The sequence below is a fragment of the Streptomyces sp. NPDC028331 genome (assembly GCF_055565775.1).
In genome coordinates this window covers 47,027-72,177 of record NZ_JBVHTR010000025.1, presented here as the reverse complement: position 1 = coordinate 72,177, position 25,151 = coordinate 47,027, and the positions used below count along the sequence as shown (strand labels likewise).

Below are 25,151 nucleotides of genomic sequence, written 5' to 3'. Positions count from 1 at the left end.
GTCGTCAGCCTTCGTGCGCCAGCGGCGCGCCGTCCACCACCCAGCCCAGCGGGTGCGGCTCCGGGTCGTCCGCCGTGGGCGCCGGGGGCTCCGCGCCCGCCTCGTTGAAGGCGCCCAGGGCCTCGATCAGCGCGAGCCGTTCCGTCGGGCGGAGCCGTTCGACGATCGCGGCGATCTCGGCACGGCGCCGGGCGGTGACGTCCTCGACGATGCGCCGTCCTTCCTCGGTGAGCTGCAGCAGGGTCTCGCGCCGGTTGTCGGGGTTGGCTCGCCGGTCGGCGAGCCCCGCCGCGATGAGCCGGTCGACCATGCGCATGGCCGTGGACGGCGCCACCTGGAGCAGGTCGGCCAGCGTGACCAGTTTGGTGGCACCCCGGGTGGACAGCACGACCAGCATCCGGAACTGCGGGACGGTCACCCGCTCCTCGACCTCGGCGAGGGAACGGGCGGAGATCGCCACCAGCAGCCGGGAAGCCGTCAGTACCGCCCGGGTCACCGCGTCGACGTCGTCCATGGCCCCTGCGGGGTTCTTGGGTTCCGGCATGCGTCCTTTCTACCGTGTCCGGTTCGAGGGCCTGGTGCCGGTCACACGGTCGTCGTCCTCGGCGCCGCCGGCCGCGACGAGGGGCAGGACGGCCGGGCTGCCGCCACTGCGGCGGTGCGTACGGCGAGGAGGGCGGCGCGGCCCCGGTCCGGGTCCCGAGGGGGATCGAGTGCCCGTGCCTGGGAACCGTGCCTGGATGGGTGCTCTCCTCGCGCTGGCCTCGGCGGTCTGCTACGGCGCCGTCGACTTCGCCGGCGGAATGCTGTCCCGCCGCGTTCACTTCACCGTGGTCACCTTCCTCGGGCAGGTCGGGGGGCTGCTGTTCGCCCTGGTGGCCGCCTTTCTGGTGCCCGCCGAGACGGTTCGGCCCGCGGATGTGGCGTGGGGAGCCCTCTCGGGCATGGGCAGTGGAACCGCCATGCACTTCCTCAACCGCGGGCTGAGCCGGGGGGCCATGAGCATCGTGGTCCCGGTGAGCGCCGTCACCGGGGTCGCGCTGTCGGTGCTGAGCGGTGTGCTCTTCCTGGGCGACCAACCGACGCCGCCGGCCTGGCTGGGGATCTCCCTCACGCTGCCCGCCCTGTGGCTCGTCTCCGGCGGCACGCGCCCCGGCCGAGACGGGGACGGCGACGACGACGGCGACGGGAGGCAGGCGTCGGTGGACGGGCTGATCGCCAGTTCCGGGGTGGCCCTGCAGTACATCGGGCTCGCTCAGGCCGCCCCGGCGAGCGGTCTGTGGCCCGTGGCCGCCGGGCGTCTCGCCGCCGTCCTGCTCCTGTCACCGAGCGCCTGGCGCCGGGCTCCCCGGTTCCGGCAACCCGCGCGGCGGCTGGGCGAGGCGGTCCTCGTCGGGGCGGGGGCGAGCTTCGGCCTGATCCTGTTCCTGTGGGCGACCCGTCGGCAGATGATGGCCATCGCCGTGGTCCTGGCCTCCCTGTACCCGGCGATCCCGACGGTCCTCGGGCTTGCGGTACTGCGCGAGCGGGCCACCCGGGCGCAGATGGTCGGCCTGGTGGGCTCGGCCGTCGCCGTCGTTCTGCTCACCCTGGGGTGAGGACCGCCTTCGCGCCCGGCTTCACGCGCGGCGCAGTGCCACGAGGACGACCAGGAGCACGGTGGCGCCGGCGCTCGTCCCGTGTGCCACGACGGCGGCGAGGGGGAAGTGGCGTTCGGCGGTGGTGCCGCCGTGCGAGTGCCGTCCGGAGCTGGGCAGCCAGCGCAGCAGCATCATGAAGCCGAAGGCGGCCACGACCAGGACGACCGCGCACGCCGTCCAGGCCGAGGCCCCGACCCCGCCCACGAGGTACACCGTCCACGCCGCGAGCCCGGCCACGGCGAGCGCCACATGGCCCACGACGAGCCACAGGGGCAGTCGCGTCACGCCGGGCGTGCGCTGCCGCAGCCCGCCGTGACGGATCCACACGGTGGCGAGGTAACCGCCCAGACCGGCGGTCAGCAGCCACGCGCACAGCACGAAGACCCGCATACACTCCCCCTCTTGTTCCCCTCTTCACCGGCCCGGGCCCGGCATGCGTGCCTCAGGACACCGCACCGAACGGGGGCAGCCCGGACATCCATCCAACTATTCACCCTTTGGGGTGAATCAGGGCTTGCGCACGAGGGGTTCACGCCGCCGATGCGCCGACGCGCGGCACGACCACTCCGATGCGACCGGGACCATCGGGGAGGCTTTCTTACCTTTTTTCCTGAAATCGCCATCCAACCCCCGCCGCCACGCGTATCCGATACAAGGCATGTCTCAGCAGGAGGAACACAATGGCGATCTTCAGAGATCTCTTCCCCGCCATGCGTCGCGACCGCGACGACGACACGTCCGAGCGTGACGACAGCAGGCACGGTCACGGCCACCGTCACGATCACGATCACGGTCATGGGCACGGGCACGGGCACCACGACCACGATCACGACCACGACCACGGCGGCTACTGAAGGACGAGCGGACCGGTGAACGGAGGACCCGGGACCGGTCCGCCCCAGAGTCGATCCCCCGGGGACGCGAGCCATGGTGCGGCTTCTGCGGCATGCCCCGCGGCCCCTGCTGTCCGTGGGCGAGGACGACGGTGCCGTCGTCGCCGCAGCGCCTCGGCTGTCCCCGCGTGAGGTGTTCCGGCGGTTCTGGCCGTACACCCGCGGCCGGCGGCGCTGGCTCGTGCCCCTCGTGCTGTTCAGCCTGATCGGCCCCCTCATCGACGCGGCCGAGCTCTGGCTGTTCAAAGTCGTGGTCGACGAGGTGCTCGTACCGAGGGACCTCACCCCCCTCGTCTGGATCGCACCCGCCTATCTCGGCCTCATCGTCGGCTCCGGTGTGCTGGGATTCGCCGACGACATGACGTCCACGTACGTCAGCGAGCGTTTCCTGCTGACCCTGCGCGCCGACGTGTTCCGGCACGTCCAGGGGCTCTCGCTCGGGTTCTTCGAGCGGCGGCGGCTCGGGGACGTGCTCTCCCGGGTCACGGGAGACGTGGACGCCGTCGAGACGTTCCTGCTCTCGGGGGTGGCGGACGGCCTCTACCACGTCCTCCGGCTGGGCGTCTTCCTCGGTCTGCTCTTCTACCTCCGCTGGGACCTGACGCTCCTCGCGCTCGTCATCGTGCCGCTGTTCTGGCGCGCGGCCCGTCACTTCTCCCGGCTGATCAAGGATGCGTCCCGGGAGCGCAGGCGCCGCAGCGGTTCGCTCAGCGCCGTCGCCGAGGAGGCGCTGGGCAACGTGGTCCTGGTGCAGGCGTACAACCGGCAGGAGTGGGAGGCGCGCCGCTTCGAGCGGGAGAGCCTCGGCAGGTACCGCGCCGCCCTGGCATCGGCCCGGATCCGTGCCGTCTACCGGCCGCTCGTCGAGGTCATCGAGGTGTCCGGCGCCCTCGCCGTCATGGGCCTGGGCACCTGGAAGCTGGCCCAGGGGCAGCTCACGCTCGGCGGACTGCTGGTGTTCCTCGCGCTGATCGGCAAGCTCTACAGCCCGATCCGCGACCTGTCCCGCCTCGGCACCAGCTTCTACGCCGCCTCGGCCTCCGCCGAACGCATCGTCGAACTGCTGGACCAGCGCCCCCAGGTCACCGAGTCCGCCGGCGCACGGCGGATCGGGCGGGCGCACGGCGACATCGAGTTCGACGGCGTGTCCTTCCGCTACCCCGGCACACCGCACCAGGCGCTGTCCGCCGTGTCGTTCCACGTCGCCCCCGGCGAGACCCTGGCGCTGGTCGGAGCGAGCGGCGCCGGCAAGTCCACGGTCGCCAAGCTCCAACTGCGTTTCTACGACCCCGATCGCGGCGCCGTCCGTCTCGACGGAACGGACCTGCGCGACCTCGCCCTGTCCGACGTACGGGAGAGCGTCGCGGTGGTCCTCCAGGAGACGCTCGTCTTCCACGGCACCGTGCGGGAGAACATCGCCTACGGCCGGCCCGGCGCGACGGACGCGGAGATCGTCGCGGCGGCGCGCGCGGCGGACGCCCACGAGTTCGTCCAGCAGCTCCCCGAGGGCTACGACACGATGGTCGGCCAGCGCGGCCGCACGCTGTCCGGCGGGCAGCGGCAGCGCCTGGCGATCGCCCGCGCGATGATCAGGGACGCGCCCGTGCTGCTGCTGGACGAGCCGACCACCGGCCTCGACGTCCGCTCCGGCCTGAGGATCATGGACCCGCTGCGGCGCCTCATGGCCGGGCGGACGACGGTCGTGATCTCCCACAACCTGCTCACCGTCCGGGACGCCACCCGGATCGTGGTGCTCGACCACGGCCGGGTCGTAGAGTCCGGCACCCATGACGACCTGCTGCTGCGCGACGGTGCGTACGCCCGGCTGCACCGGATCGCCGCCGTGTCCGCCGCACCGCCGGGGACGGTGCCGTCGTGACCGGCCCGCCCCCTCCCCTGCCGCCCGGCACCCGCCCCGTCCCGGGCTACGAGATCCTGGCCCACCTCACCCGCACGGGATGGCTGGACGTCTACGACGCGTGGAGCGAGGAGCGGGCCTGCCGGTGCGTCGTCAAGATGGTGCGCGCCGACCGCCGCGCCGAGGCGGGACTGGGCGACCGGCTGCTGCGGGAGGGGCGCCTGCTGCGGGACTTCACCCATCCTCATCTGGTCCGCGCGTACGACACCTTCGACGCGCCCGAGCCGCTCGTCGTCCAGGAGGCGCTGACCGGGGAGACGCTCTCCCACCTCCTCGACCGGCTACGGCGCCGCCCGGCCGCCGACGACGTGGCGCTCCTCGGGGTGCAACTGTGCTCCGCGGTCCACTATCTGCACGGCCGGGGCCTGCTGCACCTCGACCTCAAGCCGTCCAACGTCGTCGTCGACCGAGGTCACGCGAAGGTCCTCGACCTCAGCGTGGCCCGGCCGCCCGGAGTCGCCCCGCCCGGCGTGGGCACCCTCTCCCACCTCTCACCGGAGCAGGCGCGCGGGGGCCTGCTGACGGCCGCGGCCGACGTGTGGGGCATCGGCATCACGCTGTACGAGGTGGCGAGCGGCGACGTGCCGGCCGGGGCACGGGACCGCTGCCGTGCCCGACTGCGGGCGCCCGCCCCGCCGATCGCCACCCGACGGCGGTTGCCCCGCGCCCTCGCCGCGGCCATCGACGGCTGTCTGCGCACCGATCCCTCCGCCCGGCCCACGGTCCCCGAACTGGCCACCGCCCTCCGCGACGCCCGCACCTGAAGCGCCGCCCTACGCCAGACCGGCCGCGCCGAACTGAGCCGTGGCCAGCACCGTCCCGTCGGGCGCCGTCAGCCGGGCGCCCGCCAGTGCCGAGGGGTCGAAGGAAGCGGGGCCGCCCCAGTAGCCGTAGCCGTTGTGCAGGGTCAACTCGCCGACGCGCACCGTCCCGCCGTCGTGCCGCACCAGCAGACAGGTGACCTTGCCGTTGTATGGCGACCCGGCGTCGGCGAGGTCGACGGACATGTAGACCCAGCCCGGGGACCCGGGGTGGGCGTAGATCTCACCCGCCGGCTTCCCGAGGGCCCGGGCCGAGACCAGTCCGGCCCACAGCATGCCCGAGGGTGCCTCGGCGGCGTTGGAGGGTCCGGCCGTGACGTCCTCGATCGCCGTGCCGACCGCCCAGCCGCCGAACCCGAGGGCGACGGCGAGCACGGCCGCCGCGGAGGCGAGCCGCAGCCGGACCCGACGGCCGCGCCGGCCCCGCCGCACGATGCCGGCCTCGCGTCCATGCGTTCGCCCTTCGGGCGCCGCCTCGCCACTCGCCGGCTCTGCGCCGACCGGCACCTCCTGAGCCGGCGCTCCCCGAACCGGCCCCCCTGGAGCCGGCGCCTCCTCGGCCCGCGCCGCCTCGGCACGCCCGTTCCGGGTCTGCGCACCCTGCGCCTGTGCGCTCCGCGTCAGCGCCTGGGCCACCCGGGTCTCGAACCCGACCGGAGGCTCCCCGCACGGCAGCAGTCCGATCAGCCGGTCACCGGCGAGGGTGAGCTGCGCGATGTACTCACGGCAGTCCGCGCATTCGTCCAGATGCGCGACCGCCCCGGCACGCTCACGCGCGGGAAGGACGCCGAGGGCCAGCTCGGCGCCGATGTCCCGCAGCTTCTCGCAGGTCACGTCAGTGGGCATGGTCGCTCCGCTGGGGAGTGGCGAGGGTGGTGCGCAACTTGCCCATCGCCGTCCTGATGCGTGTCTTGGCGGTGCCCAGCGGGATGTGCTCCCAGTCGGCGATCTGCTGGGCCGTCATGCCGTAGATGCCCGCCATCACCAGGGCACGGCCCTGCTCACGCGGGAGCTGCGCCACCGCGGCCCGCAGCCGCGAGGACGCCTCGTCGGCCAGCGCGTAGTACTCGGGCGTCTCGCTGACGACGCCCAGGATGGCTTCGAGGTCGTCGGGGGCCACCGGCTCCGGACGCCGGGACCGGACGGCGTCGATGGCGAGGTTGTGGGCGATGGTGGTCAGCCAGGTCGTCACGGAACCCCGGCGCGAGTCGTAGATCTGCGCATGGCGCCACGCCCGTTCGAACGTCTGCTGGGCGATGTCCTCGGCGAGCTGCGGGTCCCCGGTGACGGCGACGGCGACACCGAAGACCTTGTGCTGGAACCTCCGTACGAAGGTGACGGCGAGCTCCGGATCACCGGTGGCCAGCCCGGACAGCAGAGCCTCGTCCGGGAGGCGGCCCACAGGGAACCGAAACCTCTGCATACCGGTATATACGGCCCGCTCGCACCGGGGGATTGCCCGGCCGCGCCGGGGGCTCGTCCGGCCGTCACGGAAGGTCATGTCCGTGTCCGTGTGTCCGTGTGTCCGTGTGCCTGTTCGCATGCGTATGCGGGTGCGTGGCCGCGGCCGTGGCCGTGGCCGTGTCAGCAGCGGGAGCCGAGGGGGAGAGCCCTCCGGCAGGCGGTGCGCGCTTGCCGTACGGCGGCGCCCCGGCTCACCGCCCGCAGGCGGTTCCCGGTTCCGCGGAGCCTCCCGCGCCGTCCTGCGCGCGCAGTTCGACGCAGCACGCGTCGGGCTGCGGGGTGAGGACCGCTGTGGTCTTGTCGCTTCCGAGGCCGTGCAGGTAGCCGGCCAGAAAAGCCTGGTTGACGGCGCAGACCAGTTCGGGGGCCTTGGCCGCCAGGGGGTGGAAGGGGCAGTTGCGCAACCGCAGCAGGGTGGGCGCGGCGCGCTCCGGCTCGAAGCCGAACTCCTCGAGCGTGTCGGCGGCCAGGCTCAGCCCCCGCTCCGCGCCGAGCCGTCCGGGGCGCACCCGTGCGCGTTCGGCGCCGCCCAGGGACTCCCCGCGCCGGTACGCCACGCGGAGCGCGGCGTCGCGGGCCGACTCGGCGTCGGTCTCGGTCAGGACGGCCTCGGTCAGGACGTCCGCGAGCATGCCGTAGCGGCGCTCGGGGATGCTCACCGCGATGGCCCCGGCCACCGGCTCGTAGACCTTGGGCCTGCGGCCGACCTTGCGGATGCCCGCGGGGGATCCGTAGTGGGCCTGGAGCAGCCCGGCCGTGACCAGCTTGTCCAGGTGGAACGCCGCCAGCTTGCGGGAGATCCCGACACTGTCGGCCACCTCCTCGCGCGTGACCGGGCGCCGCTCCTGCCGAATGAACTCGAACATACGGCGGCGCAGATCGTCGCCGAGGGCGGCCAGGCTGGTCAGGGAGGCGTGATCCAGTCCCACACCCCCATCGTATCGCCCATCGGTTTGGGTGAAATGGACCGTCCGGCCCGAGCGCCGGCGGCCGCGATGTCGGCGCCCCCGAATGGGGTATTGTCCCGATATGGCCATGGGTGGGGACTATGAGCCGAAGGACAGTGCCGCCCCGCCGGGCGATGCTCTCGGGGAGCTGGAAGTCGCCCTGGACGCGGTTCTGGCCGCCACGGTCCGCCGCACCGGAGCCTCCATCGGCGGCGTCTACCTGATCGAGGAGGCCGAGCCGGTGCTGCGGCTGGTGGCCGTGTGCGGGATGCCGCTGGAGTTCACCTCCCCGTGGCGGCGGCTGTCGCTCGCCGCCCCCGTCCCGGTCGCCGACGCGATCCGCGAGGACCGTCTGGTGTGGGTCGGGGACCAGAGCGAGATGGCCCGCCGTTACCCACGGGTCGCCGCGGTCCTGCCCTACAGGTTCCCGCTCGCCACGCACCCCGTGAACGGCAAGCGCCGCTGCTGGGGCGGGCTGGTGCTGATGTGGCCCGCCGACCACGCCCGGAAGCCCACCTCCCGCGAACGCCGCCACATCACCTCCAGCGCCCGCCGCCTGGCCCGACTCCTGGACGACGCGCCGCGCCCGCCCACGGTGCCCGACCAGCCGCGCGTCGTCCCCGTCGACTCCCCGCACCATCCCGCCTACGCCGGACTCGCCGCCGTCGACTACGCCGAACGCCTCCCCTGGGGCGCCCTCGCCCTCGATCTCGAGGGCACGATCACCTTCCTCACCAAGACCGCCGCCCACCTGCTCGGCCGTGACGCCGGCCGGCTGCTGGGCACCCGGCCCTGGCAGTCGCTGCCGTGGATGGACGACCCCGTGTTCGAGGACCACTACCGCACCGCCGTGGTCAGCCGCGCCGCCCTGTCCTTCACCGCCCTGCGCCCACCGGACCAGTGGCTGAAGTTCGAGCTGTACCCGGACGCCAGCGGCATCAGCGTCCGTATCACCCCTGCCGGGGAGCAACCGACGCCGAGCACCCGTCCCCAGCCGGTCGCGGTGACCCCGACCGGCCGTTTGTACCAGCTCGTCCACCTGGCCGCCGCGCTCACCGAGACGGTGGGCGTGCGCGACCTGTTCGAACTGATCGCCGAGCAGATCCTGCCGGCCTTCCGCGCCCAGGGGGTGATGCTGTCGGCCGCCGACGCCGGCCGTCTGAAGATCCTCGGCGCCTACGGCTACGCACCCGAGGTCGTCGAAGGCCTCGACGGGCTCAGGATGGACACCGACGTCACCCCCGCCGGACAGGTCCTCGCCACCGGCACCCCCGCCTTCTTCGCCAACCCCTCCGAACTCGCCCGGGGCTACTCCGATGCGCCCTTGATCAGCGGCAAGCAGGCCTGGGCCTTCCTCCCCCTGATGATCACCGGGCGACCGGTGGGCTGCTGCGTCCTCTCCTACGACCGGCCCCACGCCTTCTCCGCCGACGAACGGGCCGTCATGACCTCCCTGGCCGGGCTGATCGCGCAGGCCCTGGACCGCGCCCGGCTGTACGACGCCCAGCACGGCCTCGCGCACGACCTGCAGCAGGCGCTCCTGCCGCGCGCCCTGCCCGCCGTGGCCGGACTCGACGTGGCCGCCCGCTATCTGCCCGCGAGCCGGGGCGTCGAGGTCGGCGGCGACTTCTACGACCTGCTGCGCCTGGACGCCACCACCGCGGCCGCCGTCATCGGCGACGTGGAGGGGCACAGCATCGCCGCGGCCGCCCTCATGGGCCAGGTGCGGACCGCCATCCACGCGCACGCCACCGCCGGCGCGCCCCCCGACCAGGTCCTGGCCTGCACCAACCGGCTCGTCACCGACCTGAGCTCCGACCTGCTCGTCTCCTGCCTCTACGCCCATCTCGACCTGGCCCGGCAGGAGATCGCCGTCGCCAGCGCCGGCCATGTTCCGCCGCTGCTGTGCCACGGCTCCCAGGCCCGCCTGCTGGAGGTGGAGCCCGGGCCGCTGCTCGGCGTCGACGTCGGCTTCCGGTACCCCGTCAGCCGCGTGCCGCTCCCCGAAGACGCCCTGCTGGCCTTCTACACGGACGGCCTCGTCGAAGTCCCCGGCAGCGACACCACCCGGACCACCGCCGCCCTGGCCCGGTACCTGGCCGACGTCCGCGACCACGCGCTGGAGGACCTGATCGACGGCCTGGTCCACCACATCTGGCCCACCGGCCGGCACACCGACGACATCGCCGTCCTCCTCCTGCGCAGGACCGGTGGACAGGCCGGCGGACAGGCCGATGGGCAGGACGGTGGACAGGCCGACGGGCAGGACGGTGGACAAACCGGCGGGCAGACCGGTGGACGAGCAGGTGGACAGGCCGGAGGACAAGCCGGTGGGCAGCCGACCTCCGCGTGAGGCTGCGGGCCGACGGCCGACGCCGCCGACGACGTCGGCCCAGGTACCGACCGCGGCCACCGGTCCGGTTCGGTCGGTTCAGGGGCCGGCCTCCGCCGCTCACTCCTCGTCCGTGGTCTCCGTCGCGCGGGTCCGGCCGGGTTCCGGCGGCTCGGCGTGCTCGGCCCGGATGTGCAGGATGTCGCCGATGAACAGGTCGTAGACCAGGACCCCGACCACACCGCCGACGAGCGGCCCGACGATCGGGATCCACCAGTAGTCGCTGAAGGAACCGGGGAGCGTGCCGGGCAGCGCGAGGCTCTGCCAGCCCGCCACCCAGGTGAACAGGCGGGGGCCGAAGTCCCGGGCGGGGTTGATGGCGTACCCGGCGTTCGCTCCGTACGAGATGCCGATGGCGGCGACCGCGAGGCCGATGATGAAAGGCCCGAGATTGGCCCGCACCGCCGTGTTGCGCAGGTCGATGACCGCCACGATGAACATGACCAGGAAGGCCGTACCGACGATCTGGTCCACCAGCGGGCCCCAGGTGCCGCCGTGGAAGAACGACGCGGGGAACGTGGCGAAGATCGAGAAGGTGGCGAGCGTGTGCCCGTTCGTCTTGGGGCCCGTCATGGCGTGGTCGAAGGTGTTGATCGCGTCGTGGTAGACGGCGTACACCAGCGCCGCCCCGACGAACGCGCCTGCCACCTGCGCGAACCAGTACGGCAGGACCTTGGCCCAGGGGAACCGGCGGCGCACGGCGAACGCCAGCGTGACCGCCGGATTGATGTGGGCGCCGCTGACCCCGCCCGCGACGTAGACGCCGAACGTCACGGCCAGGGCCCAGCCCCAGGCGATCAGGAGCCAGTCGCCGGCGCCCAGGAAGAACGTGGTGGGTCCCGCGGTACGGCCGGAGCCCGGCAGCGCGGCGACGGTCATCGCGACCGAACCGCCTCCGAACGCGATGAGGACGAGCGTGCCCAGGAACTCCGCGAGACATTCGCCCAGCAGGCCCCCTCGGCGCCTGAGGCGGGAGGGTCGGATCAGGGGCGGGATTTCCACAGCCATGATGGCCCCCTCAGGGACTGGTCCGGCCGGTGACGGCTCGTTCGGCCGGTGACGGCTCGTTTCCAGGGACGCGGTCGAGGACGCCGGTCGAGCACACCACGAGTATGACTCAAGGGCACCGACGCCGCTCCGCACGGCCGTCACCGTCACCTGTGCGGGCGAGGGACCCACCCGCACGGGTGAAGGAATCGCCCGGACGGCGGAGCGACCGCCCCGGCGGCAGAGGCTCCCCGGCGGCGGAGGTACCGCTGAGCCGGCCCGGTGACGTCCCGAACGGGCATCACCTCACCGGCCTCTGTGGAACCAGCGCCACCCGTAGGGCAGTCTTTCTCCTCGTGGGGGCAGGGATTCCGCAGCAGACCGGGTCGGGGGACGGCGTCCCGCACATGGTGGTGTGCGGGGACGACGGGCTCGCGCACCGGCTGGCCGCCGAGCTGCGCGGGTCGTACGGCGAGCACGTGACGCTCGTCGTCCCGCCCGCCGTGCGGGTCGCGCCCCAGCCGGTGGTGGGCCGGGCCCGCGCCTCGGCGCTGCTCGACCGGGTCTCCGCCGCCGTCACGCGCGCGGCGGGCAACGGCAACGGCACGGACGCGCGCGCCACCGGATCCGGCGGCGGCCGCAGCCCCGAACCCGCCTCCGGCATACGGCTGGTGGAGGCCGCCGAGGCGTCCGAGGCCGTGCTCGCGGAGGCCGGCGTGGACCGGGCGGCGGCGCTGGCGCTGGTCTACGACGACGACGAGACCAACATCCGGGCCGCGCTCACCGCCCGCCGCCTCAACCCGCGGCTGCGGCTCGTCCTGCGCCTGTACAACCGGCGGCTCGGGCAGCACATAGAGGCGCTCCTCGACCAGGCGGCGGCCCTGGCGTCCGGCGGAGCCGGTGACGCGGAGGCGTTCGACGCGTCCACGACCGTGCTGTCCGACGCCGACACCGCCGCGCCCGCCCTGGCCGCGACCGCCGTCACCGGCACCACCAAGGTCGTGCAGACCGACGGGCTGATGCTGCGGGCCGTCGAGCGCCCGCCGCCGCGGCCCGGCCAGGTCGCCGACCCCGGGCTGTGCACCCTGGCGTTGCTGTCCCCGACGGCCAACCACCCTTCCGGAGCCCACGGCTCCGACGCCGGCGGCGAGCAGGGCCCCCAACTCCTGCCCGACGAGGAAACGGTGTCCGAGGCCACCGGACGCGGCACCATCGTCCTGGAGACCGTCTCCTACTCCGGTCCCGCGCTGCCCGCCGGGCGCAGTGTCGTACCGCTGGGCTCGCTGTTGTCGCGGCGGCTGCGCTGGTCGGTCGCCGGGCTGGTGGGCTGTGTGGTGGGGCTCGCCATCGCGTCGATGGCGGTCACCGGCGAACCCCCGCTGCGCGCCACCTACCTGACCCTGCTGGACCTGTTCGCGATCGACGACCCGGCCATCGGGCAGCCCGTCGGACGGCAGATCCTGCAGCTGCTGTCCTCGTTGGTCGGGTTGCTGCTGCTGCCGGTGCTGCTGGCGGCCGTGCTGGAAGCCCTCGGCACGTTCCGCAGCGGGACCGCGCTGCGCAGACCACCGCGAGGGCTGTCCGGACACGTGGTGCTGCTCGGCGTCGGCAAGATCGGCACCCGGGTCATGACGCGGCTGCGCGAACTGAGGATCCCGGTGGTGTGCGTGGAGGGCGACCCGGAGGCGCGCGGCCTGGCGACGGCCCGGCGGCTGCGGGTGCCGGTCGTGCTCGGAGACGTGACCCAGGAGGGCGTGCTGGAAGCCGCCAAGATCCACCGGGCGCATGCGCTGCTCGCGCTGACCAGCTCCGACACCACGAACCTCGAGGCCGTCCTGTACGCCCGCTCGCTGCGGCCCGACCTGAAGGTCGTCCTGCGCCTGTACGACGACGACTTCGCGACCGCCGTCTACCGCACCCTGCGCGCCGCGCACCCGCACGCGCTGACCCGCAGCCGCAGCGTGTCCCACCTGGCCGCGCCCGCGTTCGCCGGGGCCATGCTGGGGCGGCAGATCCTGGGGGCGATCCCGGTGGAGCGGCGGGTGCTGCTGTTCGCCGCCGTGGACGTGGCCGGGCATCCGCAGTTGGAGGGGCGGACGGTGGCCGAGGCGTTCCGCGCCGGGGCGTGGCGGGTGCTGGCCCTGGACACCGCGGCGCCGGAGGAACGCGGCCAGGCGCCGGACCCGGAGACGCAGGCGCCCGACCGCGCCTCGGGCCTGGTCTGGGATCTGCCGCCCACCTACGTCCTGCGCCCTCAGGACCGGGTGGTCCTGGCGGCGACCCGGCGCGGTCTCGCGGAGCTGCTGGGCCGCAGGCGCCCGGAGCCGGCCGGGGCCTGATCGCGTCCCCGGGCGCGGATCCGGAGTTGTCCACAGGCTGTGGAGCCCGAGTTGTCCACAGGCTGCGGGCCTCCTCGGCGGGACGTCGGTCCGGCCAGGCACTATGGGGCCATGACTGAGAGCAACGGGTCCACCTCGCCCGAGCGCGGCGGGGACATGCCGGACTGGGAGAAGCGCTTCCGGGCGCCGCGGGTGTCGCTGCCGGACTGGGCGGAGGACGCGCCGCACCGCTCGCTGTTCGTCTCCAACGCGACGGGGACGTACGAGCTGTACGCCTGGGACCGCGTCACCGGCGAGCAGCGCCAGGTCACGGACCGGGCGAACGGCACGACGGACGGCGTGCTCTCGCCGGACGGCGAGTGGATCTGGTGGTTCGACGACACCGACGGCGACGAGTTCGGGATCTGGAGACGCCAGCGGTTCGCGCCCGGTGCCTCCGGTGCGGGCTCGGGGACCGGCTCGGGGACCGACGAGCCGGCGGCGCCCGGCCTTGAGCCGTCGTATCCGGCGGGGCTCGCGATCGGGCGGGACGGGCGGACGGCGGTCGTGGGCCGTTCGACCGACCAGGACGGCTCCACCGTCCATCTGGTGCGGGCGGGCCGGGATCCGGTGGAGATCTACCGGCACCGCGAGTCGGCCGGGGTGGGCGACCTCTCCCATGACGGCTCGCTGATCGCGATCGAGCACACGGAGCACGGCGACGCGATGCACTCGGCGCTGCGGGTGCTGCGGCCGGACGGTTCGACGGTGGCGGAGCTGGACGACACCAAGGGCGGCACGGTCGAGCTGGGCCTGGAGGTGCTGGGCTTCGCGCCGGTCGACGGGGACACCAGGCTCCTCATCGGGCACCAGCGGCGCGGCCGGTGGGAGCCGCTGGTGTGGGACGTCGCCTCCGGCGAGGAGACGGACCTGCAACTGGACCTGCCGGGTGACGTGGCCGCGGAGTGGTATCCGGACGGCTCCGCCCTGCTGATCGTGCACAGCTTCGAGGCGCGCAGCGAGCTGTTCTGCTACGACCTGGCGACGCGCGAGCTGACGCGGGTGCCGACGCCGCCGGGCACGGTGTCCGGGGCGACGGCCCGGCCGGATGGGACCGTCGAGTACCTGTGGTCGTCCGCGGCCGAGCCACCGGTGGTCCGGTCCACCTCGGGCAGGGTGGTGCTGGATCCGCCCGGGTTCAGGGCGCCCGGGTCGGTGCCGGTGGAGGACGTGTGGGTGGACGGGCCGGGCGGCCGCATCCACGCGCTGGTGCAGCGGCCGGCGGGGGCGAGGGGCCCGCTGCCGACGGTGTTCGACATCCACGGCGGTCCGACCTGGCACGACAGCGACTCGTTCGCCGCGGGCCCGGCCGCCTGGGTGGACCACGGGTACGCCGTGGTCCGGGTCAACTACCGCGGTTCGACGGGGTACGGGCGCGAGTGGACGGACGCCCTCAAGCACCGGGTCGGGCTGATCGAGCTGGAGGACATCGCGGCGGTCCGGGAGTGGGCGGTGTCGTCCGGGCTCGCGGACCCGGAGCGGCTGGTGCTGACGGGCGCCTCGTGGGGCGGCTACCTGACGCTGCTCGGGCTCGGCACCCAGCCGGAGCTGTGGACGATCGGGATCGCCGCGGTGCCGGTCGCGGACTACGTCACGGCGTACCACGACGAGATGGAGGCGCTGAAGGCGATGGACCGGACGCTGCTCGGCGGCACCCCCGAGGAGGTGCCGGAGCGGTTCGAGGCGTCGTCGCCCCTGACGTACGTCGACGCGGTGAAGGCACCGGTGTACATCTCGGCGGGAGTGAACGACCCGCGCTGCCCGATCCGCCAGGTCGACAACTATGTGAACCGGCTCGCCGCGCGCGGTGCGGTGCACGAGGTGTACCGGTACGACGCGGGGCACGGCTCACTGGTCGTCGACGAGCGGATCAAGCAGGTCCGGCTGGAGCTGGACTTCGCCAGGCGGCATCTGGGAGGTGCGCTCGGGGAGTGACCGGAACGGCGGCCGAGGCGTCGGCAGGGCGTGCGGAAGCGTCCGGTACCGCGGGCCCCAGCGGCGGGCCCGCGGTGGCGGCGCCGTACCGTGGGAGGCGTGTACCGGTTTCTGCTGACGCCCCGCTGGTGGGGGATCAACGTCTTCGTCCTGCTCGCCATCCCCTTCTGCCTCTTCATGGGGTCCTGGCAGCTGAGCCGGTTCGAGGCCCGCGTGCAGGACCACCGGCTGGCGGCCGAGCAGGCCTCCGCGGCCAGGAAGGAAGCGGCCCGGCCGCTGCGCGAGCTGCTGCCGGTGGACCAGAGCACGTCCGGGAAGCCGGTGACGGCCGAAGGGCGGTACGGGAAGCAGCTTCTGGTGCCGGACCGGAAGCTGGACGGCAGGCGCGGGTTCTACGTGCTGACCATGTTGCAGACCGACGGAGGCAAGGCGCTGCCGGTGGTGCGGGGCTGGCTGCCGGGTGACGCGGATCCCGCGAAGGCCCCCGCCCCGCCGGCCGGCGAGGTCACCGTCACGGGCGCCCTGCAGGCCCCGGAGAGCCCGGGGTCCAACGATGTGAGCGCGGCCGGCGGGCTGCCGGCCGGCCAGACCGCGGACATCAGCACGGCGACGCTGGTGAACCTGGTGCCGTACCGCCTGTACGACGCATGGATCACCCTGACGAAGGCCGACAGCGGGATGAAGTCGGTACCGGCGACGGCACCGGCCGGCAGCGGACTCGACCTGAAGGCGTTCCAGAACCTGGGGTACACCGGCGAGTGGTTCGTCTTCGCCGGCTTCACGGTCTTCATGTGGTTCCGCCTGCTGCGCCGCGAGGTGGAGTACGCCCGCGACGCACAGCTGGGCCTGGTGCACGACGGGCCGGACACCGGCACGGCGCCCGCCGCCGCGACCACGCCGGCGGCGGCCGAGGAGCCTGCCGGGGGCGAGGGGGGCGTCGGCGAAAGCCAGACGCCGGCCGCCAAGGCCTGACAGGGCGCGCATGCCCGACGTGGCCGACGAGGCCCGGGGAAACCTGGGACGGGACCGACCGGTCCCGGGCGAGGCCGGCCGACGGCGGGCTGCCGCCGCGGGTCAGGACCCCGCCAGCATCCCCGTGCGGTAGACCGTGCCGGCGCAGGCGTGCGCGATGGTGGTCGAGGAGGTCGCGGGGCCGGTCGCCGGGGTGAGGGAGACGGTCACGCTGCCGTCGGTCACGCCGTCCTCCGTCATGAGCTGGGGTGACGTGCCGCTGCTGTCCGGGCTGGAGCCGCCGCCGCTCGTGCTCGGGCTCTGCGACGGGCTGGGGTCGGGTGAGGCGCCGTCGCCCCCGGTACCGCCGCCCGGGGTGGGGCAGGTCTCGGAGGGGACCCAGGCGAACCTGACCTCGTACGCCGCCCCGGGCTTGAGCACCAGGGAGGTGACCTGCTGCCCCGGGTCGGGCAGCCCGGTGGCCGGATCGCCCGCGACGTGGTTCACCACCGTGATCTTGGCGGCGTCCGCCGCGCCCTGGGCGGTCGTGGTGACGTTGTCGCTGCCCGAGACGGTGCAGCTCGTCTTGGACGCGTTGGTGACACGAAACGTGCCGTAGACCGTGCCGGTGGAGTCCGGGGCGCCCGTGGTGGCGGTGGCCCGGCCGAGCTGGGCCGCGGTACACGCCGGTGCCGTCTGCGCGGAGGCCGAGGGATTCGTCCCGCCGGTGGCCCCGTCGGCCGTCCCCTTGCCCTTGTCCTCCTTGCCCTTCGCGCTGCCCGCGCCCGTCTCCCTGGACGTCCCGGCCGAACCGGCGGAGCCGCTGGAGCCGCCGTCCGGGCCCTTGCCCTGCCCGGCGCCGCCCTGGGCCTCGGAAGCCTGGCCGGCGATGGACGGGTCGGCGTTCGAACCGGTGGCGTTGGAGACGTGGACGAGGGCCGGGATCGCGGTCCCCATGAACAGGGCGGCGGCCGCCATGCCGACCACGGCCTGCCGCTTGCGGGCCCGCCGGGCGGGCACCGCACGCCGCAGACGGTCCAGGCCGCCCTCGCGCGGCTCGATGTCGCGCACGGCCTGGTGCAGCAGCCGCCGCAGCGCCAGTTCGTCGGAACCGAGCCCCTCGGGCACCCCGTCGCCGTCCCCGGCAGGATCCTCGCCCCCGCCGCCGGAGCCCGCCCCGGCACCGCCGCCCCCGAGCGCCGCCAGGAGCCGGTCCCGCCCCGCCCCGAAGCCCTCACCGGCACCGTTCGCGTCGCGGCCGGAGCCCTCGGCGAAGTGATCCGCTGCGGCGTGGTCCCGCCCGGTGTCCGGACGGTCCTGGTCGTCGGGGCGGTGGTTCACGGTTCCGTTCCCAGCGTGCTGCTCGTGGTCGTCCTCGACGGGCTCGATCCGCTCCGTCGGCTCATGCCACTCGTAGGGCTCGTGTCGTTCGTGGGAGTCGCGCCCCCAGGGGGCGGCGCGCCGCTCCTCGTACTTGCTCATGCCGATGCCCCCATGGCGACACGGAGCGCCGCGATGCCGCGCGAGCCGTACGCCTTCACCGAGCCCAGCGATATCCCCAGCGTCTGCGCCACCTGGGCCTCGGTCATGTCGGCGAAGTAACGCAGCACCAGGACCTCGCGCTGACGGCGCTGCAGGCCCTTCATCGCCTTGATCAGCGAGTCGCGCTCCAACTGGTCGTACGCGCCCTCCTCCGCGCTCGCCATGTCCGGCATCGGCTTCGTCAGCAGCTTCAGGCCGAGGATGCGGCGGCGCAGCGTGGAGCGCGACAGGTTGACGACGGTCTGGCGGAGGTAGGCGAGCGTCTTCTCCGGGTCGCGCACGCGTTTGCGCGCGGAGTGCACACGGATGAACGCCTCCTGGACGACGTCCTCGCAGGACGCGGTGTCGTCGAGGAGGAGCGCCGCCAGACCCAGCAGGGAGCGGTAGTGGGCGCGGTAGGTCTCGGTGAGGTGGTCGACCGAGGTGCCGGCGGCCGTCGTCTCCTCAGCGTCCTCGCGCTGGTTCGGGATGCGGGCGGGCCGCGCTGCGGGCATGGGGGCGATCACCGGCATGCCGCCGGGCATGCCGGGGCGGCGGGGAGGGCGGAGAGCCACGCCTCTCGCCTGTACCGCGGTGAATTCGAGTACCTCTGCCACGCCAGTTGGACACGTCTGCCCCCGCCGGGGTTGTACGCGACAGGCATCACGTTTCCTGCAGGCAGCACATCCGTCTGCACGTCTCCTCCTGCGCCCCCCAGCACACCGGACCGTGCGTCAAGTGCCCTCATGCGTACCAGCTCTTCCCCTATGCCCCGTGTGTGGTGGCGCCCAGCCCCCGGAAGGCGACCGCAAAGACGCTCCCCGCCCTGCGCGCGGTTGCGGGGGGCGGGGAGTGAAATCTTCGAACGCCGAGAGACTTCGATCAAGCGGGCCGGACCACGGGATGGTCCGTGCAACCCACAAAGATCCTACAAACGTTTCAGCCAACGGCCAGAGGTTTCCGGCCGTCGGCTGACCGGTGCCGCCGCACTACGCGGTGGCGCCCAGTTCTTCGGCCACCAGCTCGGCGATCTGCGCGGTGTTCAGTGCGGCGCCCTTGCGCAGGTTGTCGCCGCAGACGAAGAGTTCCAGCGCCGTCGGGTCGTCCAGCGCACGCCGCACCCGGCCGACCCACGTGGGGTCGGTGCCCACCACGTCCGCGGGCGTGGGGAATTCGCCCGCCTCCGGGTTGTCGCACAGGACGACACCGGGCGCGGTGGCGAGGATCTCGCGCGCCCGGTCGACGGTGACCTCGCCCTCGAAGCAGGCGTGGACGGTCAGGGAGTGCGTGGTGACCACCGGCACACGGACGCAGGTGACCGCGACGCGGAGCTGGGGCAGCCCCAGAATCTTCCGGGACTCGTCGCGGACCTTCATCTCCTCCGAGGACCACCCGTCCTCGCGCGGCGACCCGGCCCACGGCACGACGTTCAGCGCCACCGGCTCCGGGAACGGCCCGGTGTCGTCGCCCACCGCACGCCGTACGTCACCGGGCTTGGTCCCCAGCTCCGTGCCCGCCACCAGCGACAACTGCTGCCGCAGCGTGTCGATGCCCGCGCGGCCCGCGCCGCTGACGGCCTGGTAGGAGGACACGACGAGTTCACGCAGCCCGAACTCGGCGTGCAGCGCGCCGAGGGCCACGATCATCGACAGCGTCGTGCAGTTGGGGTTGGCGATGATGCCGCGCGGACGCACCCGGGCGGCGTGCGGGTTGACCTCCGGCACGACCAGCGGGACATCGGGGTCCATGCGGAACGCTCCGGAGTTGTCCACCACGATCGCGCCGAGCGCGGCGGCGACCGGCGCCCAGTGCGCCGCGACGTCGTCCGGCACGTCGAACATCGCCACGTCGACGCCGACCAGCGCCTCTTCGGAGAGCGCCACGACCTCGACCTCCTCGCCGCGCACGGCCAGCTTGCGGCCGGCCGAGCGCGGCGAGGCGAGCAGACGGATCTCGCCCCAGATGTCCGCGTGCTGGGACAGGATCTCGAGCATGACCGTGCCGACGGCACCGGTCGCACCCACGACCGCGAGCGTCGGCTTCGTCCCCCCGCGGGGGAGCCCGGTCATCGCCCGGTGCCTCCGTAGACGACCGCCTCGTCGCTCTCGGAGTCCAGGCCGAACGCCGTGTGCACCGCGCGGACCGCCTCGGGGACGTCGTCCCTGCGCGTGACGACCGAGATGCGGATCTCGGAGGTCGAGATCAGCTCGATGTTCACGCCCGCGTCGGACAGCGCGGTGAAGAAGTCGGCCGTGACGCCCGGGTTGGTCTTCATGCCGGCGCCCACCAGCGAGATCTTGCCGATCTGGTCGTCGTAGCGCAGCGAGTCGAAGCCGATCGCGGTCTTCGCCTTCTCCAGGGCGTCGATCGCCTTGCGCCCCTCGGCCTTCGGGAGCGTGAAGGAGATGTCCGTCAGGCCGGTCGACGCGGCCGACACGTTCTGCACGACCATGTCGATGTTGATCTCGGCGTCGGCGATGGCGCGGAAGATCGAGGCGGCCTCGCCCGGCTTGTCCGGCACACCGACGACCGTGATCTTGGCCTCGGAGGTGTCGTGCGCGACACCGGAGATGATGGCCTGCTCCACCTTCTTTTCCCCTTGCTGCTGTGTCTTCGGAAGGACTGGCTCGCTGCTGACCCACGTGCCCTGCAGCCCGCTGAAGGAGGAGCGGACGTGGATCGGGATGTTGTAGCGGCGGGCGTACTCCACACAGCGGTGGAGCAGCACCTTGGACCCGGAGGAGGCCAGCTCCAGCATGTCCTCGAAGGAGATCCAGTCGATCTTCCGGGCCTTCTTCACCACGCGCGGGTCGGCGGTGAACACGCCGTCGACGTCGGTGTAGATCTCGCAGACCTCGGCGTCGAGGGCGGCGGCGAGGGCCACCGCCGTGGTGTCCGAGCCGCCCCGGCCGAGCGTGGTGATGTCCTTCTTGTCCTGACTGACGCCCTGGAAACCGGCGACGATCGCGATGTTGCCCTCGTCCAGCGCGGTCCGGATGCGGCCCGGCGTGACGTCGATGATCCGGGCTTTGTTGTGGACCGAGTCGGTGATCACGCCTGCCTGGCTGCCGGTGAACGACTGGGCCTCGTGACCCAGGTTCTTGATCGCCATGGCCAGCAGGGCCATGGAGATCCGCTCTCCGGCGGTCAGCAGCATGTCGAACTCACGCCCGGCAGGCATCGGGGAAACCTGCTCGGCGAGATCGATCAGCTCGTCCGTCGTGTCGCCCATCGCGGAGACCACGACAACCACCTGGTTGCCGTTCTTCTTGGCTTCCACGATCCGCTTGGCGACGCGCTTGATGCCTTCGGCATCGGCTACGGAGGAGCCTCCGTACTTCTGCACGACAAGGCCCACGTGCGCTCCTCGCTCAGTCCGTCTCTTTCCGCCCCTGCACAGACGCAGGTGCGGTCGGCTCAGTCTATCGAGCGGCCGAATTTCCCTTCCGGGATACCGCATGGTGAGATGTCCCGCTCATGCGGGGATCATCCCGGTTTTCTTCGGACGTACGACGGCCGTACGCCGGTTTTTCACCGCCGCTTTCCGCCGGGCCCGAGGCCGCTCAGCACGGCATCTGCCCAAGCCCCGGGCCGGTACGCGAAACGTGCCGCGCATCACAGAACCGGGGGCCCCGGCCTCACGCACTGTCATGGACGCGTGACGCCGGAGGCACGAGGATGCCGGACTGTGGCGGGTGCGTGGGCGGGAGACGTGATGCTGGCCGGGATCGTGCTGCTCGGCGGGTGTGTGCAGTGGCTGACCGGGATGGGGTTCGCGCTCGTCGCCGTGCCCGCGCTCGTGCTGCTGCTCGGCCCCGCCGAGGGCGTCGTGCTCGCCAACTGCGCCGCAGGGGCCATCAGTGTCGTGGGCATCGCCGACGGGTGGCGCAGGGTGCGGGTCTCGGTGATGGTGCCGCTGTGCGTCGCCGCCGTGGTCACCGTGCCCGCCGGGACGTGGGTGGCCCGGCGGCTGCCGGAACCCCTGCTGCTGGCGTCCATGGGCGCGCTGGTCACCGTCGCGGTGACGCTGGTCATGCGGGGCCTGCGGGTGCCAGCCCTGCGCGGCGGCCGGGGGGCCGTCGTCGCCGGGGGCCTGGGCGGGTTCATGAACTCGGCCGCCGGCGTCGGTGGACCGCCCGTCTCCCTGTACGCGCTGAACGCCGACTGGAGCGTGCGGGAGTTCGTGCCGAACGCGCAGTTCTACGGCGTCGTCGTGAACGCGGTGTCCGTGGCGTCCAACGGACCGCCCCGGCTCGGCGCGCCCGTCTGGGTCCTCACCGTCCTCGCCATGGCGGCGGGGGCCCTGATCGGCAGGGCGCTCGCCGGACGCGTGCCCGAGCGACGCGCCCGGGCCCTGGTCCTGCTGCTCGCGCTGGCCGGAGGCCTGAGCGCCCTCGCCAAGGGGCTCGCCGGGCTGGCGTGAGCACCCGGCGCCGGCCTACTTCACCGGCCGCAGCCCCAGCGGGTCCGCGATCTCCTTGGCCATGACCTTGCCGGCCTCCTCCGCGAGGGCCTCGTCGCCGAGGTCCTGGTCGGTGTCCAGGCCGTCCAGCTCCTCCAGGGGCTGGTTCAGGCGGACGTGCGCGACCACGGACTGCAGGGCGCGGAGCGTGGCGGAGGCCGTGGCGCCCCAGTTGGAGAAGTACGAGAACTGCCACCACCACAGGGCCTCCGTGGTGCGCCCGGCCCGGTAGTGCGCCATGCCGTGGCGCAGGTCCGTGATGACGTCCGCCAGGTCGTCGGAGATACGGGCCGGGACCGGGGCCTTGCGCGGCTCGTACGGGTCGAAGACCTCGGAGTAGACGTCGACCGGGTCCAGCATGGCGGCGAGCCGTTCACGCAGCTCGTCCACGTCCGGCTCGGGGCCCGGGTCGGGCTCGTAGCGCTCGTCGGGGACGATGTCCTCGTGCGCACCCAGGCGGCCCCCGGCCAGCAGGAGCTGGGAGACCTCCAGCAGAAGGAACGGAACGGCCGAGTCCGGCTCGTCGCCCTTCGCGACCTCCGTGACGGCGACCAGGAAGCTCTCGACCTGGTCCGCGATCTGGACCGCGAAGTCGTCCGGGTCCTGCGTCGTCGCGTGCAGCGTGGCGTCAGACATCTAGGAGTCGTCTCCCCTCGAAGGCGCGGCCGAGGGTGACCTCGTCCGCGTATTCCAGGTCGCCACCCACCGGGAGGCCGCTGGCCAGGCGGGTGACCTTCAGGCCCATGGGTTTGATCATGCGGGCGAGATACGTGGCCGTGGCCTCGCCCTCCAGGTTCGGGTCGGTGGCCAGGATCAGCTCGGTGACCGTGCCGTCGGCCAGTCGCGCGAGCAGCTCGCGGATGCGCAGATCGTCCGGGCCCACGCCCTCGATGGGGCTGATCGCGCCGCCGAGCACGTGGTAGCGGCCCCGGAACTCACGGGTCCGCTCGATCGCGACGACGTCCTTCGGCTCCTCCACCACGCAGATGACGGACGGGTCGCGGCGGGCGTCGCGGCAGATGCCGCACAGCTCCTCCTGCGCGACGTTGCCACAGGTCGCGCAGAAGCGGACCTTCGCCTTCACCTCGAGCAGCGCCTGGGCGAGGCGGCGCACGTCCGTCGGCTCGGCCTGCAGGATGTGGAAGGCGATCCGCTGCGCGCTCTTGGGACCGACGCCGGGCAGCCGACCCAGCTCGTCGATGAGGTCCTGGACCACGCCTTCGTACAACGGACTGCCTTTCCTGGAGAGCTTCGGTACGTACGGTAGCCGGGCTCGGTTTCTTCGTACGTACGCTAGTTGGCGCTTGCCTTTCGCAGAAGGGACGGTCCGGTGGACGCCCTTCCGGGGCCTGAAGCCGCCGGTGGGCTCAGAACGGCAGGCCGGGGATGCCGCCGCCGAGGCCCTGGGCCAGCGGGCCGAGCTTCTGCTGCTGGAGGGCCTGCGCGTTCTCGTTGGCCGCCTGGACGGCCGCGACGATCAGGTCGGCGAGGGTCTCGGTGTCCTCCGGGTCCACCGCCTTGGGATCGATGACCAGGGCGCGCAGCTCGCCGGCACCGGTGACCGTGGCCTTCACCAGGCCGCCGCCCGCCTGACCGTCGACCTCGGTCCGCGCCAGCTCCTCCTGCGCGTTGGCGAGGTCCTGCTGCATCTTCTGGGCCTGCTGCAGCAACTGCTGCATGTTGGGCTGGCCACCACCGGGAATCACGATCAGCTCCTGCCTTCGTACCGTTCGGCTTCGGATGTGCGGATGTACGTACGGGATGTCAGGGCGGGGTTTGCCGCCTCGGCACGAGCCTACGTGGTCACCGGGACGCGCGCTGGGGTAGCCCGTCCGGACTCGGTTGCCACCCACGGCGGCACTCTTTCGAGTGAGTTTGCCGAGCGTCGTATACCCGAACAAGGCCCCCTTCCAGGCGGAAAAGCCGCGAAACCCGGTTGCCGGCCACCCGCCCGGCGGTAGGAAGGGTGCGGCGCTTCAGCACCATGCGTCACGAGCACACTGCGGAGGGTGCGCGAAGTGGGCATCACGGAATGTGCATCGCGGAACGTCATAGCCGTAGGTAGGGAGTGCCGGGTGAGTCAGCCGGAGATGCAGCCCGAGGGCCCGCTCCAGGACGGGCGGGGCGACGGAGCGGCGGGGCTGCGGCCGGGCGACCCGGGCGGCCCCGGCGCCCCCGGCGACCTCATGGGGCGGCCGTTCCCGCACGGCGACTGGGGGGAACCCGCGCAGCGCCTCGACGAGCTGTACCGGTGGGTGGAGCGGCGGGCGCTGGAGACGGCCGCCTGGTATCTCGCGAACCGGGTGTGGAAGCGGCGGGGGGCGCAGGCGCTGCGCGCGGGCGCGGCGGTGGGGGCCGTGTGCGGTGCCGCGCTGCCGCTGCTGGACCTGACCGGGGTGGCGGACGGGGTGGCGCCGTGGGCGTATCTGTCGCTGCTGGTGGGGGTGGCGTGTGTGGCCGGGGACCGGTACTTCGGGGTGACCTCCGGATGGATGCGGGACGTGGCCACGGCGCAGGCGATCGGGCGGCGGTTGCAGGCGCTCCAGTTCGACTGGGCGTCGGAGAGCGTGCGGGAGGTCCTCGGGCCGACGGAGGGGACCGCGGGCGAGGCGGCCGAGCGGTGCCTCTCGGTGCTGCGGCGGTTCTCCGAGGACGTCACGGAGCTGGTGCGGGCGGAGACGGCGGACTGGATGGCGGAGTTCCGCACGGGCTCGGCACCGCTGGCGATGCAGTCGTCGGGTGCGGCGGCGCCCCGCCCCGAGGGCACCCTGCCGGGGAGGTTCCCACCGCCGGGCGCGCGGCCCAACATGCCACGGCAGCGGCCGCCGGAGGCCAGGTGAAC

Annotated in this window: 23 protein-coding genes; 10 read left to right on the top strand and 13 right to left on the bottom strand. The window is 73.1% G+C overall.

The genetic code is table 11. The features are described from left to right. Window positions 1–4 precede the first annotated feature (4 nt). Window positions 5–544, bottom strand: a complete 540-nt coding sequence (locus ACZ4SW_RS29855; protein WP_468251786.1) for a MarR family winged helix-turn-helix transcriptional regulator — start codon at window positions 542–544, stop codon at window positions 5–7. 196 nt (window positions 545–740) lie between these two features. On the opposite strand from ACZ4SW_RS29855, the gene ACZ4SW_RS29850 reads away from it, so the two are divergent. Beyond that, window positions 741–1,598: an EamA family transporter gene (locus ACZ4SW_RS29850; protein WP_468251785.1), complete on the top strand. Its 858-nt coding sequence runs from the start codon at window positions 741–743 to the stop codon at window positions 1,596–1,598. Window positions 1,599–1,619: 21 nt separating this feature from the next. Here the strand turns inward: ACZ4SW_RS29850 and ACZ4SW_RS29845 are convergent, their stop codons facing one another. Beyond that, window positions 1,620–2,030: a hypothetical protein gene (locus ACZ4SW_RS29845; protein WP_468251783.1), complete on the bottom strand. Its 411-nt coding sequence runs from the start codon at window positions 2,028–2,030 to the stop codon at window positions 1,620–1,622. A 290-nt stretch (window positions 2,031–2,320) separates the two neighbouring features. Here ACZ4SW_RS29845 and ACZ4SW_RS29840 point away from each other — a divergent pair, with 290 nt between their 5' ends. The 3 genes from ACZ4SW_RS29840 to ACZ4SW_RS29830 all read left to right on the top strand — a co-directional run bounded on the left by ACZ4SW_RS29840 (window position 2,321) and on the right by ACZ4SW_RS29830 (window position 5,215). Beyond that, the gene (locus ACZ4SW_RS29840) at window positions 2,321–2,494 is read left to right on the top strand and encodes a hypothetical protein (RefSeq protein WP_468251781.1); all 174 of its coding nucleotides are present in this window, start codon (window positions 2,321–2,323) and stop codon (window positions 2,492–2,494) included. 73 nt (window positions 2,495–2,567) lie between these two features. Next, window positions 2,568–4,412 (top strand): ABC transporter ATP-binding protein, encoded by a 1,845-nt coding sequence (locus tag ACZ4SW_RS29835; RefSeq protein WP_468251780.1) that lies wholly within the window; start codon window positions 2,568–2,570, stop codon window positions 4,410–4,412. Continuing rightward, window positions 4,409–5,215, top strand: coding sequence for a serine/threonine-protein kinase (locus ACZ4SW_RS29830; RefSeq protein WP_468251778.1), 807 nt, complete (start codon window positions 4,409–4,411; stop codon window positions 5,213–5,215). The genes ACZ4SW_RS29835 and ACZ4SW_RS29830 overlap by 4 nt, the downstream gene beginning before the upstream one ends. Before the next feature lie 9 nt (window positions 5,216–5,224). Here the strand turns inward: ACZ4SW_RS29830 and ACZ4SW_RS29825 are convergent, their stop codons facing one another. From ACZ4SW_RS29825 to ACZ4SW_RS29815, 3 genes are all read right to left on the bottom strand, one after another. Then, entirely contained in the window at window positions 5,225–6,118 is an 894-nt protein-coding gene (locus ACZ4SW_RS29825; RefSeq protein WP_468251777.1) for a hypothetical protein, read from the bottom strand. Further along, a complete protein-coding gene (locus ACZ4SW_RS29820) occupies window positions 6,108–6,695 on the bottom strand; it encodes an RNA polymerase sigma factor (RefSeq protein WP_468251775.1) in 588 nt (195 codons plus the stop codon). Before ACZ4SW_RS29820 ends, ACZ4SW_RS29825 begins: the two co-directional genes overlap by 11 nt. A gap of 232 nt (window positions 6,696–6,927) precedes the next feature. Further along, complete coding sequence (locus tag ACZ4SW_RS29815) at window positions 6,928–7,665, bottom strand: helix-turn-helix transcriptional regulator (protein ID WP_468251774.1); 738 nt, start codon at window positions 7,663–7,665, stop codon at window positions 6,928–6,930. A 106-nt stretch (window positions 7,666–7,771) separates the two neighbouring features. On the opposite strand from ACZ4SW_RS29815, the gene ACZ4SW_RS29810 reads away from it, so the two are divergent. Next, on the top strand, window positions 7,772–10,036 hold the full coding sequence (locus tag ACZ4SW_RS29810) for a SpoIIE family protein phosphatase (protein ID WP_468251850.1): 2,265 nt from the start codon (window positions 7,772–7,774) through the stop codon (window positions 10,034–10,036). Between the two features lie 99 nt (window positions 10,037–10,135). Here ACZ4SW_RS29810 and ACZ4SW_RS29805 read toward each other — a convergent pair whose 3' ends face one another. Further along, on the bottom strand, window positions 10,136–11,083 hold the full coding sequence (locus ACZ4SW_RS29805) for an MIP/aquaporin family protein (protein ID WP_468251772.1): 948 nt from the start codon (window positions 11,081–11,083) through the stop codon (window positions 10,136–10,138). Window positions 11,084–11,469: 386 nt separating this feature from the next. Here ACZ4SW_RS29805 and ACZ4SW_RS29800 point away from each other — a divergent pair, with 386 nt between their 5' ends. The 3 genes from ACZ4SW_RS29800 to ACZ4SW_RS29790 all read left to right on the top strand — a co-directional run bounded on the left by ACZ4SW_RS29800 (window position 11,470) and on the right by ACZ4SW_RS29790 (window position 16,347). Next, complete coding sequence (locus tag ACZ4SW_RS29800) at window positions 11,470–13,401, top strand: NAD-binding protein (protein WP_468251848.1); 1,932 nt, start codon at window positions 11,470–11,472, stop codon at window positions 13,399–13,401. A 111-nt stretch (window positions 13,402–13,512) separates the two neighbouring features. Beyond that, window positions 13,513–15,375, top strand: a complete 1,863-nt coding sequence (locus ACZ4SW_RS29795; protein ID WP_468251771.1) for a S9 family peptidase — start codon at window positions 13,513–13,515, stop codon at window positions 15,373–15,375. 99 nt (window positions 15,376–15,474) lie between these two features. Further along, complete coding sequence (locus ACZ4SW_RS29790; protein ID WP_468251769.1) at window positions 15,475–16,347, top strand: SURF1 family protein; 873 nt, start codon at window positions 15,475–15,477, stop codon at window positions 16,345–16,347. A gap of 102 nt (window positions 16,348–16,449) precedes the next feature. On the opposite strand, the gene ACZ4SW_RS29785 is transcribed toward ACZ4SW_RS29790, so the two are convergent. The 4 genes from ACZ4SW_RS29785 to ACZ4SW_RS29770 all read right to left on the bottom strand — a co-directional run bounded on the left by ACZ4SW_RS29785 (window position 16,450) and on the right by ACZ4SW_RS29770 (window position 21,205). After that, window positions 16,450–17,808 carry a hypothetical protein gene (locus ACZ4SW_RS29785; RefSeq protein ID WP_468251768.1) on the bottom strand — a complete coding sequence of 453 codons (1,359 nt, stop codon included), beginning with the start codon at window positions 17,806–17,808 and terminating at the stop codon, window positions 16,450–16,452. Then, the gene (locus tag ACZ4SW_RS29780) at window positions 17,805–18,464 is read right to left on the bottom strand and encodes a SigE family RNA polymerase sigma factor (protein WP_468251766.1); all 660 of its coding nucleotides are present in this window, start codon (window positions 18,462–18,464) and stop codon (window positions 17,805–17,807) included. Before ACZ4SW_RS29780 ends, ACZ4SW_RS29785 begins: the two co-directional genes overlap by 4 nt. A 372-nt stretch (window positions 18,465–18,836) precedes the next feature. Continuing rightward, window positions 18,837–19,916: an aspartate-semialdehyde dehydrogenase gene (locus ACZ4SW_RS29775; protein ID WP_468251765.1), complete on the bottom strand. Its 1,080-nt coding sequence runs from the start codon at window positions 19,914–19,916 to the stop codon at window positions 18,837–18,839. After that, complete coding sequence (locus ACZ4SW_RS29770; RefSeq protein ID WP_468251763.1) at window positions 19,913–21,205, bottom strand: aspartate kinase; 1,293 nt, start codon at window positions 21,203–21,205, stop codon at window positions 19,913–19,915. Before ACZ4SW_RS29770 ends, ACZ4SW_RS29775 begins: the two co-directional genes overlap by 4 nt. 357 nt (window positions 21,206–21,562) lie before the next feature. Between ACZ4SW_RS29770 and ACZ4SW_RS29765 the strand changes: the two genes are divergently transcribed. Next, complete coding sequence (locus ACZ4SW_RS29765; protein ID WP_468251847.1) at window positions 21,563–22,270, top strand: TSUP family transporter; 708 nt, start codon at window positions 21,563–21,565, stop codon at window positions 22,268–22,270. A 15-nt stretch (window positions 22,271–22,285) separates the two neighbouring features. Here the strand turns inward: ACZ4SW_RS29765 and ACZ4SW_RS29760 are convergent, their stop codons facing one another. The 3 genes from ACZ4SW_RS29760 to ACZ4SW_RS29750 all read right to left on the bottom strand — a co-directional run bounded on the left by ACZ4SW_RS29760 (window position 22,286) and on the right by ACZ4SW_RS29750 (window position 24,015). Further along, window positions 22,286–22,945, bottom strand: coding sequence for a DUF5063 domain-containing protein (locus tag ACZ4SW_RS29760; RefSeq protein ID WP_468251762.1), 660 nt, complete (start codon window positions 22,943–22,945; stop codon window positions 22,286–22,288). Next, window positions 22,938–23,537, bottom strand: a complete 600-nt coding sequence (gene recR, locus ACZ4SW_RS29755) for a recombination mediator RecR (protein ID WP_103837909.1) — start codon at window positions 23,535–23,537, stop codon at window positions 22,938–22,940. Before recR ends, ACZ4SW_RS29760 begins: the two co-directional genes overlap by 8 nt. A 139-nt stretch (window positions 23,538–23,676) precedes the next feature. Further along, entirely contained in the window at window positions 23,677–24,015 is a 339-nt protein-coding gene (locus tag ACZ4SW_RS29750; protein ID WP_103837908.1) for a YbaB/EbfC family nucleoid-associated protein, read from the bottom strand. A 369-nt stretch (window positions 24,016–24,384) separates the two neighbouring features. Here ACZ4SW_RS29750 and ACZ4SW_RS29745 point away from each other — a divergent pair, with 369 nt between their 5' ends. Continuing rightward, window positions 24,385–25,149 carry an SLATT domain-containing protein gene (locus ACZ4SW_RS29745; protein WP_468251760.1) on the top strand — a complete coding sequence of 255 codons (765 nt, stop codon included), beginning with the start codon at window positions 24,385–24,387 and terminating at the stop codon, window positions 25,147–25,149. The last annotated feature ends 2 nt before the right edge of the window (window positions 25,150–25,151 follow it).

Excerpts from the sequence above, each read along its gene's own strand:
- ACZ4SW_RS29845 (WP_468251783.1), bottom strand. The coding sequence starts at position 2,030 with ATGCGGGTCTTCGTGCTGTGCGCGTGGCTGCTGACCGCCGGTCTGGGC.
- ACZ4SW_RS29760 (WP_468251762.1), bottom strand. The coding sequence starts at position 22,945 with ATGTCTGACGCCACGCTGCACGCGACGACGCAGGACCCGGACGACTTC.
- ACZ4SW_RS29800 (WP_468251848.1), top strand. The coding sequence starts at position 11,470 with ATGGTGGTGTGCGGGGACGACGGGCTCGCGCACCGGCTGGCCGCCGAG.
- ACZ4SW_RS29765 (WP_468251847.1), top strand. The coding sequence starts at position 21,563 with ATGCTGGCCGGGATCGTGCTGCTCGGCGGGTGTGTGCAGTGGCTGACC.
- ACZ4SW_RS29855 (WP_468251786.1), bottom strand. The coding sequence starts at position 544 with ATGCCGGAACCCAAGAACCCCGCAGGGGCCATGGACGACGTCGACGCG.
- ACZ4SW_RS29850 (WP_468251785.1), top strand. The coding sequence starts at position 741 with ATGGGTGCTCTCCTCGCGCTGGCCTCGGCGGTCTGCTACGGCGCCGTC.
- ACZ4SW_RS29835 (WP_468251780.1), top strand. The coding sequence starts at position 2,568 with ATGGTGCGGCTTCTGCGGCATGCCCCGCGGCCCCTGCTGTCCGTGGGC.
- ACZ4SW_RS29775 (WP_468251765.1), bottom strand. The coding sequence starts at position 19,916 with ATGACCGGGCTCCCCCGCGGGGGGACGAAGCCGACGCTCGCGGTCGTG.
- ACZ4SW_RS29840 (WP_468251781.1), top strand. The coding sequence starts at position 2,321 with ATGGCGATCTTCAGAGATCTCTTCCCCGCCATGCGTCGCGACCGCGAC.
- ACZ4SW_RS29825 (WP_468251777.1), bottom strand. The coding sequence starts at position 6,118 with ATGCCCACTGACGTGACCTGCGAGAAGCTGCGGGACATCGGCGCCGAG.
- ACZ4SW_RS29785 (WP_468251768.1), bottom strand. The coding sequence starts at position 17,808 with ATGAGCAAGTACGAGGAGCGGCGCGCCGCCCCCTGGGGGCGCGACTCC.
- ACZ4SW_RS29810 (WP_468251850.1), top strand. The coding sequence starts at position 7,772 with ATGGGTGGGGACTATGAGCCGAAGGACAGTGCCGCCCCGCCGGGCGAT.
- ACZ4SW_RS29820 (WP_468251775.1), bottom strand. The coding sequence starts at position 6,695 with ATGCAGAGGTTTCGGTTCCCTGTGGGCCGCCTCCCGGACGAGGCTCTG.
- ACZ4SW_RS29795 (WP_468251771.1), top strand. The coding sequence starts at position 13,513 with ATGACTGAGAGCAACGGGTCCACCTCGCCCGAGCGCGGCGGGGACATG.
- ACZ4SW_RS29805 (WP_468251772.1), bottom strand. The coding sequence starts at position 11,083 with ATGGCTGTGGAAATCCCGCCCCTGATCCGACCCTCCCGCCTCAGGCGC.